Here is a 13,523-nt window from a genome sequence, read left to right on the forward strand (position 1 = left end):
TTTATAGGAAGTCTGTTATGTATTATTTAAAAAACACTAACTTTTGGATGTTTGGCTTTTTCTTCTTCTTTTACTTTTTTATTATGGGTGCGTATTTCCCCTTCTTCCCTATCTGGTTACACGATGTAAACCATATCAGCAAAGGCGATACCGGCATCATCTTCGCCTGCATCTCACTGTTTTCTTTGTTATTCCAGCCAATTTTCGGGCTACTGTCCGATAAGCTCGGCCTGCGTAAACATCTGCTGTGGGTAATTACCGGCATGCTGGTAATGTTTGCCCCGTTCTTTATTTACGTATTTGGTCCATTATTGCAGGTTAATATTTTACTGGGTTCAATTGTCGGCGGGATTTACCTTGGCTTTATTTACAATGCCGGTGCCCCAGCGATTGAAGCCTACATTGAAAAAGCCAGCCGCAGAAGCAACTTTGAATTTGGTCGCGCGCGCATGTTTGGCTGCGTGGGCTGGGCGCTGTGCGCCTCGATTGCCGGAATTATGTTCACCATCAATAACCAATTCGTCTTCTGGTTAGGCTCTGGCTGTGCGGTCATTCTGGCATTACTGCTATTATTTTCAAAAACAGATGCCCCCTCTTCTGCAAAAGTCGCGGATGCGGTAGGCGCCAATAACTCGGCATTCAGCCTGAAGCTGGCGCTGGAGTTATTTAAACAGCCGAAACTTTGGTTCCTCTCCCTGTATGTGGTCGGCGTTTCCTGTACTTACGATGTGTTTGACCAGCAGTTCGCCAACTTCTTTACCTCATTCTTTGCCACCGGCGAACAGGGTACCCGCGTGTTTGGCTACGTCACGACGATGGGAGAATTACTCAACGCCTCGATCATGTTCTTTGCACCGCTGATTGTGAACCGAATTGGCGGAAAGAACGCCCTGCTGCTGGCCGGTACGATTATGTCGGTAAGGATTATTGGCTCGTCATTCGCCACCACTGCACTGGAGGTCGTTATTCTCAAAACGCTGCATATGTTTGAGATACCGTTCCTGATCGTCGGCTGCTTCAAGTACATCACCAGCCAGTTCGAAGTACGTTTCTCGGCCACGATTTATCTGGTGTGTTTCTGTTTCTTCAAACAGTTAGCCATGATTTTCATGTCAGTTCTGGCCGGGAAAATGTATGAGAGTATTGGTTTCCAGGGAGCTTATCTGGTGCTGGGGATTATTGCGCTGAGCTTCACGCTGATTTCCGTATTTACCCTTAGCGGTCCGGGGCCGTTTTCCCTGCTGCGTCGTCGCGAAAGCGTCGCGCTGTAAAAGCCTCTTTGCCGGATGCACCACTCACGTGGTTTATCCGGCCTACGATACTAAAAGGCCCGGTAAGCATTGCGCCACCGGGCATCACACGATGTTACTCTTCGATCGCCTGACGGATTTGCTGCAACGACGCGGGATCGTCAATGGTCGTTAGATCGCCAGGATCGCGGCCTTCACAGATCGCCTGGATCGTCCGTCTAAGCATTTTGCCAGAGCGCGTTTTCGGCAACTGCGACACAAACCAGACATGCGCCGGACGGCCAAAATTACCAATCTGACTGTCCACCAGCGCCATAATCGCCTTCTCTTCCGAATGTGCGATGTCGCGATCTTCAAGGCTGTCGCTCTGTTTCGGAATGACAAACGCGACCGCTACCTGCCCCTTCAGTGCGTCCTTCACGCCGACCACAGCCACTTCGGCAACGTTCGGATAGCTGGAAATACTCTCCTCTATCTCACGCGTCCCCAACCGATGCCCGGCCACGTTGATGACATCATCCGTACGACCAAGGATAAAGTAATAGCCGTCCGCATCGCGAATACCCCAGTCAAAGGTGGCGTACACCTGACGAGAAAACAGCGACCAGTAGGTATTCACAAACCGCGCGTCATCACCCCAGATAGTCTGGATACAGCCCGGCGGCAGCGGCCCTTCAATCACCAGCATGCCCTTTTCATTCGCTTCGCAGGGCTCGCCGGTCACCTCATTGAGCAACTGCACGTTATATCCGTACATCGGCACGCCTGGGCTACCCAGCCGCGACGGGCGGTCGTCCAGCCCGCGAGCGATCGCCATAATCGGCCAACCGGATTCAGTCTGCCAGTAGTTGTCGATAACCGGGACGCCCAGCGTTTCCGTTACCCAACTGGCGGTCGGTTCATCCAGCGGCTCACCCGCCAGATACAGCACCTCCAGCGAGGAGAGATCGTGATTGCGGATTTGCGCGGTCGGGAATTTCTTCAGCACGCGGATGGCGGTTGGGGCGGAGAACATCCGGCTGACCTGATACTTCTCAACAATTTTCCACCATACGCCACAGTCTGGATACGTTGGCAACCCTTCGTAAACCACTGTCGCCATCCCCGCCAGTAGTGGGGCATACACGATATACGAATGCCCAACTACCCAGCCGATATCCGACGCGCAGAAGAACACGCCGCCTGCCTTGCCGCCGAAAATAGTGTCCATCGAGGTCGCCAGCGCGACCGCGTAACCGCCAACGTCGCGCTGGACGCCTTTCGGTTTACCGGTTGTCCCGGAGGTGTAGAGAATGCAGGACGTTTCGTTCGACTCCAGCCAGGCAACCGGTACCCGCGCGCCGAGATGCTGCTGGCGCAGCGTGGCAAAGTCGAGGTCTCGCCCCTCTACCCGCGCCATTTTCGCCAGACCGCGATCGACTAATACCACATGACGCGGCTGATGCTGCGCCTGATCGATCGCATCATCGAGCAGCTTTTTATACGGCAGGACTTTACCGCCGCGCGCCCCGGCATCCGCCGACACGATAACCACCGGTCGGGCGTCGTCGATACGCGCCGCTACGCTGTGCGAGGCGAAACCACCGAACACCACCGAATGGATCGCCCCTATACGTGCGCAGGCCAGCAGCGTAATGTGCGCCTCGGCGATCATCGGCATATAAACCAGTACCCGATCGCCACGCTGTACGCCCAGCGACAACAACATCGCCGCCGCGACGTTCACTTCGTCATACAGCTGACGAAAGGTAAACGTGCGTTCTTCTTCAGTTTCTGAAGAAACGGCAATCAGCGCCAACGCGTCAGGCTGTTTCTCCAGCCAGCGGTCAATTGCGTTGTGGCACAGATTGGTCGTACCGCCGCAAAACCAGCGGGCAAACGGCGGATTACTGTGGTCCAGCACCTGCGTATACGGCTGCTGCCAGTCAATACGCTGGGCCTGCTCGGCCCAGAACGACTCCGGCTGCGTAATAGAACGTTGATAAAACTCGCTATAAGACATAATGCTCTCCTGTTGAACTTACGCCTTGCCGCACGCAGGTTTAGATTACATAAAGGTCCATATACTCATTGACCGGCATCTGCTCCAGGCGAGTTCTGTCCAGGGAGACATCCAGGATGCGCTGCTGCTGACGGGTCGGGAACTGACGCGCCAGGTTAATTTTGAACTTCTCGACCAGCTTCGGCATACCGTCGTTACGACGGCGCGCGTGGCCGATTGGGTATTCCACTACCACTTCTTCAAAGCGTGAGCCGTCGGTGAATTCAAGCGTGATGGCATTCGCGATGGCGCGTTTTTCAGGGTCGTGGTAATCCGCAGTAAAGGTCGGATCTTCGAAGCAGTTAATCTTTTCACGCAGTGCATCAATGCGTTTGTCCTGCGCCACGCCGTCTTCGTAATCTGCCGCCGTTAAGCGTCCGAACAGTAGCGGGATAGCCACCATGTACTGGATGCAGTGGTCACGATCCGCCGGGTTATTCAACGGGCCTTTTTTATCGATGATGCGGATACAGGCTTCATGCGTACGAATGGTCACTTTTTCGATATCGGCAGCGGTCTTACCTGCGGCCTGTAACTGCTCGTACAGCGTCATCGCCGCTTCTACCGCGGTCTGCGAGTGGAACTCTGCCGGGAAGGAAATTTTAAACAACACGTTTTCCATCACGTACGAACCGTACGGGCGCTGGAAGCGGAAAGATTCGCCTTTGAAAGAGACATCATAGAAGCCCCAGGTTTTCGCCGTCAGTGCAGATGGATATCCCATTTCACCGGTTTTCGCCATCAGCGCCAGACGTACAGCACGTGAGGTGGCATCGCCAGCCGCCCAGGATTTACGCGTGCCGGTATTCGGCGCATGACGATAGGTACGCAGCGACTGACCGTCGACCCACGCCAGAGAGACGGCGTTGAGAATTTCATCCCGGTTCAGGCCAAGCATCTCGGCAACCACCGCCGTGGAGGCGACTTTTACCAGCAGGACGTGATCCAGACCGACGCGGTTGAAGGAGTTTTCCAGCGCGATACAGCCCTGAATTTCATGGGCTTTAATCATTCCGGTTAACACTTTTTTCATGGTTAACGGCGCTTTACCCACCGCCACCGCATTGCGCGACAGCCAGTCAGCCGTCGCCAGAATACCGCCGAGGTTATCGGAAGGATGACCCCATTCTGCGGCCAGCCACGTGTCGTTAAAGTCCAGCCAGCGGATCATCGCACCGATGTTAAACGCCGCCTGCACCGGATCGAGCTGGAACTGGGTACCAGGTACGCGCACACCGTTCGGGACGACGGTACCCGGTACAACCGGCCCCAGCAGTTTTTTACAGGCCGGATATTCCAGCGCTTCCAGGCCACAGCCAAGGGTATCAAGCAGGCAATAATGCGCGGTGTCATACGCCACCTTCGAGGTGATCTCGTAGTTCATGACATAATCAACGATATCAACGATTTCACGGTCAAATTCAGGGCGGACGTTCGAAATATGTGCAGACATAGGGTACATTTCCTGTTTTTTTATCTTTAGAGGTTTTGCATTAGCAACGTTTTTCAATCGGGACAAATTCGCGATCTTCCGGGCCGGTATAGTTGGCGGAAGGACGGATAATTTTGTTGTCCTGGCGCTGTTCGATGATGTGCGCCGCCCAGCCGGTGACGCGGGCGATAACGAACAGCGGTGTGAACATTTCAGTGGGGACGCCCATCATGTTGTAAGAGACTGCCGAGAACCAGTCGAGGTTAGGGAACATCTTTTTCGTTTCCCACATCACCTCTTCCAGACGGTCGGCAATGTTGTACATTTTCAGCGAACCGCCCTCCTGAGAAAGCTGTTTCGCCACACGCTTGATCACCTGATGGCGCGGGTCGGCGATGGTGTAAACCGGGTGACCAAAGCCAATCACCACTTCTTTGTTTTCAACGCGTTTACGGATATCCGCTTCGGCTTCATCCGGCGTTTCGTAGCGCTGCTGAATTTCCAGCGACACTTCATTCGCGCCGCCGTGTTTCGGCCCACGCAGTGCGCCAATCGCACCGATAATCGCGGAGTACATATCAGAGCCAGTTCCCGCAATCACACGCCCCGTGAAGGTGGAAGCGTTAAATTCGTGCTCGGCGTACAGCACCAGCGAAATGTGCATCGCCTTTTCCCAGCTTTGTGATGGCTTTTCACCATGCAGCAAATGCAGGAAGTGACCGCCAATAGAATCATCATCGGTCTCCGGCTGAATACGCTCGCCGTTATGGCTGTAGTGATACCAGTACAGGAGGATAGAACTGAGCGATGCCAGCAGTTTGTCGGCAATATCGCGTGCGCCGGAGACGGTATGTCCTTCTTTTTCCGGCAGCGTACAACCCAGCGCGGAAACACCAGTGCGCATCACGTCCATCGGATGCGAGGCGGCAGGCAGCGCTTCCAGTACGGTACGCACGTTAGCGGGCAATCCGCGCAGCGCTTTCAATTTGCTTTTATAGGCGGTGAGCTCATCGCGGGTGGGTAATTTCCCGTGAATCAGCAGATGCGCAACTTCTTCAAATTCGCACTGTTGTGCCAGGTCAAGAATATCGTAGCCACGATAGTGCAGATCGTTACCGCTTTTACCCACGGTACATAAGGCAGTATTTCCGGCAGCGACGCCTGACAGCGCAACCGATTTTTTGGGTTTAATGACATGGGTACTATTTTGCAGGATCGTTGTGTCGCTCATGTTGTCCTCGTCATTATTGTAATATGTAGGGTACTAATTTATTGCCGGATGGCGGCTAGGCCTTATCCGGCCTACGACGGTTACTTTTTTGTGTACAACGCGTCGAGTTTCTCTTCGAACTGGTAGTAATTGATGCTTTCGTACAGCTCGTTGCGCGTCTGCATAATGTCGATAACGTTCTTTTGCGTACCTTCCTGACGCAGCACGTTGTAAACCTTCTCCGCCGCGCGGTTCATGGCGCGGAAAGCTGACAGCGGGTATAGCGCCATCGCAACGTTCGCGCTGCGCAGTTCATCGGTGGTAAACAGCGGTGTGGCGCCAAACTCAGTAATGTTGGCGAGAATTGGTACCTGTACCGCATCGGCAAACTGGCGGTACATCTCAAGTTCGGTAATGGCTTCCGGGAACAGCATGTCAGCGCCCGCTTCGACATACGCCTGGGCACGATCGATGGCAGCCTCTAACCCTTCCACCGCCAGCGCATCGGTCCGCGCCATAATCACAAAGTTGGGATCGGTGCGCGCATCAACGGCTGCGCGGATCCTGTCGACCATCTCTTCTTTCGAGACGATCGCCTTGTTCGGGCGATGACCGCAGCGCTTGGCGCCGATCTGATCTTCAATATGCAGCGCAGCAGCACCCGCTTTGGAAATCGACTTGACGGTACGCGCCACGTTGAATGCAGACGATCCAAAACCAATATCCGCATCCACCAGCAATGGCAGCGGGCAAACATCCGTAATGCGACGAATATCAGTCAGCACATCATCAAGGGTAGAAATGCCGAGATCCGGCAGACCCAGCGACCCCGCCGCGACACCGCCGCCGGAGAGATAAATCGCTTGATACCCGGCACGTTGAGCCAGCAGAGCGTGGTTGGCGTTGATGGTGCCAACGATTTGTAATGGGTTTTCTTTAGTGAGCGCAGCGCGAAACGCCAGCCCTGGGGAGTGTAGAGACATATCCCGTCCTCTTGTTATCAACTTGTTATCGTTCGTTGATGTTTCTAAAGCAAGGGGTATGCCAGGGAGCTTATTTTCTCTTCAATTTAATTTTTTATCTTTTAAAACAATACATTAAATCCAATACTCCTATTTTTGTTGCACAAAAGCGTGTCAGCTATCGTTTCATGAAACGTTCCTTCACGTTTCATTGCAACATTTATGAAACACAACTAAACCCTACTACTCGGTTCCTTACTTTTTTGGGTTAGTTATGGCAGATACACATCTACCGCCGCGTGTGAACGACGACAAACCGGTTATCTGGACAGTCTCAGTCACCCGCCTGTTTGAACTGTTTCGCGACATCAGTCTGGAGTTCGACCACCTGGCGACCATCACCCCCATTCAGCTTGGTTTCGAAAAAGCGGTGGCCTATATCCGTAAGAAGCTGGCCACCGAGCGTTGCGATGCCATCATTGCGGCAGGCTCCAACGGCGCATATCTGAAAAGCCGTTTGTCTATTCCGGTGATCCTGATTAAACCCAGCGGATTCGACGTGCTACAGGCACTGGCAAAAGCGGGAAAACTCACCTCGTCAATTGGCATCATTACCTATCAGGAACCCCTCCCGGCGCTTCTCGCGTTTCAAAAAACTTTCAATTTGCAGCTTGAACAGCGTAGCTATATCACCGAGGAAGATGCTCGTGGGCAAATCAACGAGCTGAAGGCTGGCGGTACACAAGCGGTAGTTGGTGCGGGGTTGATTACCGATCTGGCAGAAGAAGCAGGCATGACCGGCATCTTTATCTATTCGGCGGCCACCGTGCGCCAGGCCTTTGTCGATGCGTTGGATATGACCCGCTTGACATTACGCAGAAACGGTCAGTACGCCTCTGGCGATACGTTGCGCACTCGCTACGCGCTCGGAGATATGCGCGGTCACTCTGCGCAGATGGAACAGGTACGGCACACCATTATGCTGTACGCCCGTTCGCGTGCGCCGGTCCTCATTCAGGGCGAAACAGGAACGGGTAAAGAGCTGGCCGCACAGGCCATTCACCGTGAGTTTTTCACCCGTCAGGAGAATCGGCGCGGTAAACCCTCACCGCCGTTTGTTGCCGTCAACTGCGGGGCGATCACTGAGTCATTGCTGGAAGCGGAGCTGTTCGGCTATGAGGATGGCGCCTTTACCGGCTCTCGCCGAGGGGGACGCGCAGGCCTGTTTGAAATCGCTCACGGCGGAACCCTGTTTCTTGACGAGATAGGCGAGATGCCGCTGCCGTTACAAACCCGACTGCTACGTGTGCTGGAAGAAAAAGAGGTCACCCGGGTGGGCGGACATCAGCCGATTCCGGTCGATGTCCGGGTGATTAGCGCCACACACTGTAATCTGGAGCAGGAGATGAAACTGGGGGAATTTCGTACCGATCTGTTTTATCGCCTGAGCATTTTACGCCTCAAGCTGCCGCCGCTACGCGAGCGGTTGCCCGATATCCTGCCATTAGCGGAAGGCTTTTTAAAACAGTCGCTGGCGGAACTGGACGTGCCGTTTTCTGAGCCTGTACGCAAGGGGTTGGGATTAAGTCAGCCGACGCTGCTGAATTATGGCTGGCCGGGGAATATCCGCGAACTGCGTAATATGATGGAACGTCTGGCACTGTTTTTAAGCGTCGAGCCGCAGCCAGAGCTGAATGTGGATTTTTTACAACAGCTGTTACCGGAACTGGCCATTGTTGCAGACTCACCGCAAGCATCGTCATTGCTGACGCCACAACAGGTGTTGGCACAATTCAATGGTGATAAAACCGCGGCTGCACGCTATCTCGGAATTAGCAGAACCACGTTCTGGCGCAGATTAAAAGAAACCCCGCCGGTACAATGACCGACGGGTGTCGTATTTCTTACAGCTGCACGTTATTTTTTCTTGTAAATATTCGCTGTGCCATGGATTTTGTTATCCGTTTGGCCGGAGGTTAATACCACCACGTCAGCACCTTTCTCTTCAGCTTTCTTCAGAAGGTCTTCTTTAGCATCCGAAGTAGAGACTTCATTACTCGTTGAAATATCACCGATTTTTGTATACTGAGACTCAACCTTTTCAAACTCAACCTTCGTCATAAATTCCGCGGCGTACGCGTTGGTCACAACAAAAGCTAACGCACCAATAAGTACTTTAATTCCAGTTTTCATATAAAAGCTCCAGATTTTGTTATATATGCCATCATCGACCCCTGAACATTCGACATGCGAGTCAAGGATGATTAATAAGTAGTTCAGCCTGGCAAAAAGATCCAGAGCAGGCGGAAATATAAAGAGATTTTGCGAATCGTTGATAACAGAAAACCTGTGCCGTCGCGTTATCTGACGCGCCAGGTTTGCACAAAATAATCTATGAAGTCATTTGCAAATCTCAGCGCGTTTCACTGCGCAGTGTGAGTGAATACGCAGAATGATGAACACACTAAAATTATAGTGTTAACTGTCACTTAAGCGCTTACTAATGGAAATGTTGTCTATGGAACCTTTGCACGCCGTTGTACTCACCGTCAGCCTGTTTGTTTTAACCTTTTTTAACCCCGGCGCAAACCTGTTCGTGGTAGTACAAACTAGCCTGGCATCCGGACGACGCGCAGGTGTGATGACCGGTCTGGGTGTTGCCTTGGGTGATGCGTTTTACTCCGGCCTTGGGCTTTTTGGTATGGCAACGCTAATCACCCAGTGTGAAGAGATATTTTCATTGATTAAGATTGTCGGCGGCGCCTATCTGCTGTGGTTTGCCTGGAACAGCATCCGCCATCAGGCCACGCCGCAAATGCCCACTCTACAGCAACCGCTTTCCGCCCCCTGGTATGTGTTTTTCCGCCGTGGATTACTAACGGATTTATCAAACCCGCAAACCGTGCTGTTTTTTATTAGTATCTTCTCGGTCACCTTAAGCGCAGACACGCCTACGTGGGCCAGACTGATGGCCTGGGCAGGCATTGTGTTGTCTTCCGTTATCTGGCGTATTTTTCTCAGCCAGGCATTTTCTTTGCCTGCCGTGCGACGGGCGTATGGTCGCATCCAACGCGTTGCCAGCCGGGTGATTGGCGCAATAATAGGTGTTTTCGCGCTAAGACTTATTTATGAAGGTATTAGCCATCGATAAGAGAGTTTAACTTGACCATTGTGAGGTAATTGTCCGTAATACCGCCTGAATTTTTAATCGCAGGTTGAGTGGCAGTGAGATGGAACAGGTTGAACCGGTAAACGACACATTACTCCTTACAGAATGGCAGGCGCTGATACGACAAACATCGCCTGACGTTCACACGCTCCTCACATCGTTAAGCGATGAAGAGATCCGCCATTTAGTGACCGTTTTTTATGACTATATGCTCTCCCATGCCCAGAGCGCATTGTTCCTCAATACAGAACAGGTCAGTACCCGCCTCAGCGGCAGTATGTTTGACTGGTTACGCAGCGTGCTTGGCAGCGCGCACGAAGATCTACCGCAGCTGCTGGCCAAACAACGCAAAATTGGCGTGGTGCATGCCCGTATCGGCCTGCCCATCGATCTGGTAAACCGCGGCGCGCGTAAGCTCAAGGATGAGCTGTATCGGGTGTTGAAAACCAAAGCGGACTATTCGTCCTCTCTGCTGAGCGATGCTATCTGTTTCAGCAGTCTGGCAATGGATACCGCACTGGAGGCCATGACAGTCTCCTATTCCCCAAGCCATCAAAACTCGCTGCATACTCAGGAGCAGTATCGTCTGCAGACTATTTACGATGACGTTAACGTCGAGCGTGAGCGGCAAATCCGTTCGTTTACTGACTGGGAAAACCAGTTTATCTATAACATTGCCACCGCAATGCCTTTCGGTGAAATGGTATTTCTGGCGAACTCTGATTTTGGTATGTGGTTCTCGCATAAGGGAAAACATATTCTTGGCAACAGCAATTTGCTCAACGAAATGGAATCACTGATTGCAGAGATCGACACTCGTCTGACGACCACCCTGTCACCTCAGCATCAACCGACAGAGCCCGAACGGATGAGCTTATTACAGGATGTCCGCCAGCTATCGGCAAAAATCCATTTCCTGCTCGCTTCAATGTTTGAGGCGCTGGTTAAGCAGGAAAATGGTAAAGATTCGCTGACCCAGTTGCTTAATCGCCGCTTTATTCCGACCATCATGCGGCGTGAGATTTCGTTAGCGTTACATGCGCGTAAGCCTTTTAGCCTGGCGATGCTGGATATCGACTACTTCAAGCAAATTAACGATAACTTCGGGCATAATACCGGCGATCTGACGCTCAAAAATGTCGCAGCGGTCATTTATGATCATATCCGTAGCAGCGATTACGTGTTCCGCTACGGTGGTGAAGAATTTATGATCCTGCTCGTCGAGTCAGATGAATCGCAGGCCAGTATTATTCTGGAAACGCTGCGTATGAAAATTGCCGGGATGCGCATGGCAGCCTCTGCGACAGAAACGTTTTCTATTACCGTCAGTATCGGTATTGCCGAATATGATTATCATCCCGACTACAAACAGCTGGTTGATAAAGCCGATCGCGCACTTTATCAGGCAAAAAGTAATGGTCGCGACCGCGTTGAGGTTTATCAGGAATAACCTTCTCCGCCACAGAGAAATAAATACCCCGTTCAGGGTATTTATCTGATCGGCGATAAATACCGAGCTGTTATTTTTATTCAAGCCTATTTGCGTGATAAAAATAACAGCCACATAATAAGATGCAAATCAAATACACCAAATCTGAATGGCGCTAGCATGTCCCGGTGATGACGCCTTCTGAATGCAGAAGGGGAAATATGAGGGATAGTATAAAATCATGAACGGGAAGAAGAGAACACGCTGGCAGCGCCGTCCTGGCACGATCGGAGGCAAACTGCCGTGGAATGACTGGCGCAACGCCAGCAGCTGGCGAAAAGCCACACAGTTTCTCCTGCTGGCTATTAATATTTATATTGGCGTAACGTTCTATTACTGGGTCCGCTATTTCGAAACCGCCGGCACCAGCGTCTATATTCCAAGGCCAGGTGGTATTGAGGGATGGCTACCAATCGCGGGTTTGATGAATATCCGCTATACGTTGGAGACTGGTTTTCTTCCGCCTATCCATGCCGCCTCCATGCTGCTGTTAGTTGCGTTTATCCTGATTAGTCTGTTGTTAAAAAAAGCCTTCTGTTCGTGGTTATGCCCGGTGGGCACGCTGTCCGAACTGCTCGGCAATCTGGGGAAAAAAGTATTTGGTCGCAACTTCACGCTGCCGCGCTGGCTGGATATCCCGCTGCTCAGTCTGAAGTATTTGCTGCTGAGTTTCTTTTTGTATATCGCCCTGTCGATGCCTGCACAGGGGATTCAGTATTTTCTAATGTCGGCCTATGGCATGATTATCGACGTGAAGATGCTCGATTTCTTTCGCCATATTGGCTCCGCTACGCTCATCTTTGTTGTCGTTATCAGTGTCCTGAGCCTGTTTATTCGCAATGCCTGGTGCCGCTATCTGTGCCCTTATGGTGCGCTGCTCGGTCTGTTCTCGCTGCTCTCGCCGTTTAAAATCCGCCGTAACGCAGACAGTTGCATCGACTGCGGAAAATGCGCGAAAAACTGCCCGTCGCATATCCCGGTCGACAGACTGATTCAGGTGCGTACCGTGGAATGCACTGGCTGCATGACCTGCGTTGAATCCTGCCCGGTGGCCTCAACGCTGAGCTTCTCACTGCAAACACCACCAGGGGTGCAAGACAACGGTAAACCGTTATGGCGACAGAGGACGCTATCAGGTGTTGCCATGACGCTACTGGTGCTTGGCATTCTGTTTGCCACCATTGGTTATGCCGTTTATGCCAATGTCTGGGATACGCCAGTGCCCGATCATATGTATTTCCAGCTGATCCCGAAGGCAAAGATGATCGGCCATTAATTTTTTTATCAGTATGTTCAAAACCCTGCCAATTCTGGCAGGGTTTCCCGCCTGTCCTGCCATTTTAAGACAATTGAACTTGTGCCATCGCGCTCTCGTTTATACAACCTTAAATATCATCTGTAATAATTTTTCTATTTTGTTATGGGCGACTGGGATCAAAATAATGAACGGGATAACATCATGACTAAAATAAAACTGGCACTACTATTACCTCTGTTTATGGCAGGTTGTACGATGAATGACGGGGAATTAAGAAACGCTTACGCTCAGCATTATCAGCAACCTACCGCTTATGTAGATGCTTATAAACAGAAAATAGCCAGTATGGATATTCATGCGCTGGCCCAATATGCCGCCGCAGAAGATAAGAAAAAAATGCGCGGGCAGCCAAGACTGAAAATCGACGAATTTATTACCATTGAGAACGTGCAGGCGAAAGGAAATCGGGTGGTCTACGATTACTCACTGTCCGAAAGCTGGCTGGCGCTGTCCGCAGATAAACAGCGCGAGAAGCAGACCAATATGAATAAAGACCTGATCTACCGTACCTGCTCGCTGGAAACGGTACGTCTGGCGCAGGCAAAAGGGCTGGAAGAAGAGCATAACTATTACAGCCAGTACCCAGACAAAGTCGCCTTTACGCTGAGAACCAGCGCGCAGATTTGTCTGCAGAACGGTTTTACAAAATAAC

At 51.8% G+C, this 13,523-nt stretch carries 11 protein-coding genes; 6 read left to right on the forward strand and 5 right to left on the reverse strand.

Annotated features, from left to right (window positions below; all coding sequences use genetic code 11):
- Window positions 1–17: 17 nt before the first annotated feature.
- Window positions 18–1,271, forward strand: a complete 1,254-nt coding sequence (locus tag OGX83_RS13590; protein WP_153686868.1) for an MFS transporter — start codon at window positions 18–20, stop codon at window positions 1,269–1,271.
- Between the two features lie 94 nt (window positions 1,272–1,365).
- Here OGX83_RS13590 and prpE read toward each other — a convergent pair whose 3' ends face one another.
- From prpE to prpB, 4 genes are all read right to left on the reverse strand, one after another.
- A complete protein-coding gene (gene prpE, locus OGX83_RS13595) occupies window positions 1,366–3,252 on the reverse strand; it encodes a propionate--CoA ligase (protein WP_057067078.1) in 1,887 nt (628 codons plus the stop codon).
- 40 nt (window positions 3,253–3,292) lie between these two features.
- Entirely contained in the window at window positions 3,293–4,744 is a 1,452-nt protein-coding gene (locus OGX83_RS13600) for a bifunctional 2-methylcitrate dehydratase/aconitate hydratase (RefSeq protein ID WP_032942477.1), read from the reverse strand.
- 40 nt (window positions 4,745–4,784) lie between these two features.
- Window positions 4,785–5,954 carry a bifunctional 2-methylcitrate synthase/citrate synthase gene (gene prpC / locus OGX83_RS13605; protein ID WP_032942476.1) on the reverse strand — a complete coding sequence of 390 codons (1,170 nt, stop codon included), beginning with the start codon at window positions 5,952–5,954 and terminating at the stop codon, window positions 4,785–4,787.
- An 80-nt stretch (window positions 5,955–6,034) separates the two neighbouring features.
- A complete protein-coding gene (gene prpB / locus OGX83_RS13610) occupies window positions 6,035–6,916 on the reverse strand; it encodes a methylisocitrate lyase (protein ID WP_048226370.1) in 882 nt (293 codons plus the stop codon).
- Between the two features lie 253 nt (window positions 6,917–7,169).
- On the opposite strand from prpB, the gene prpR reads away from it, so the two are divergent.
- A complete protein-coding gene (gene prpR / locus OGX83_RS13615) occupies window positions 7,170–8,780 on the forward strand; it encodes a propionate catabolism operon regulatory protein PrpR (RefSeq protein ID WP_267458789.1) in 1,611 nt (536 codons plus the stop codon).
- 32 nt (window positions 8,781–8,812) lie between these two features.
- Here prpR and yahO read toward each other — a convergent pair whose 3' ends face one another.
- Window positions 8,813–9,088, reverse strand: coding sequence for a DUF1471 family periplasmic protein YahO (yahO, locus tag OGX83_RS13620; protein WP_032942474.1), 276 nt, complete (start codon window positions 9,086–9,088; stop codon window positions 8,813–8,815).
- Between the two features lie 325 nt (window positions 9,089–9,413).
- Between yahO and OGX83_RS13625 the strand changes: the two genes are divergently transcribed.
- From OGX83_RS13625 to OGX83_RS13640, 4 genes are all read left to right on the forward strand, one after another.
- Window positions 9,414–10,046 carry a LysE family transporter gene (locus OGX83_RS13625; RefSeq protein ID WP_003830900.1) on the forward strand — a complete coding sequence of 211 codons (633 nt, stop codon included), beginning with the start codon at window positions 9,414–9,416 and terminating at the stop codon, window positions 10,044–10,046.
- Window positions 10,047–10,125: 79 nt separating this feature from the next.
- Window positions 10,126–11,514 carry a diguanylate cyclase gene (locus OGX83_RS13630; RefSeq protein WP_286588263.1) on the forward strand — a complete coding sequence of 463 codons (1,389 nt, stop codon included), beginning with the start codon at window positions 10,126–10,128 and terminating at the stop codon, window positions 11,512–11,514.
- 220 nt (window positions 11,515–11,734) lie between these two features.
- Complete coding sequence (locus OGX83_RS13635; RefSeq protein WP_153686864.1) at window positions 11,735–12,829, forward strand: 4Fe-4S binding protein; 1,095 nt, start codon at window positions 11,735–11,737, stop codon at window positions 12,827–12,829.
- A gap of 183 nt (window positions 12,830–13,012) precedes the next feature.
- Window positions 13,013–13,522: a hypothetical protein gene (locus OGX83_RS13640; RefSeq protein ID WP_262411185.1), complete on the forward strand. Its 510-nt coding sequence runs from the start codon at window positions 13,013–13,015 to the stop codon at window positions 13,520–13,522.
- The last annotated feature ends 1 nt before the right edge of the window (window position 13,523 follow it).

It is taken from the genome of Citrobacter sp. Cpo074 (assembly GCF_030332745.1).
In the GTDB taxonomy this organism is placed as follows: Bacteria; Pseudomonadota; Gammaproteobacteria; order Enterobacterales; family Enterobacteriaceae; genus Citrobacter; species Citrobacter portucalensis.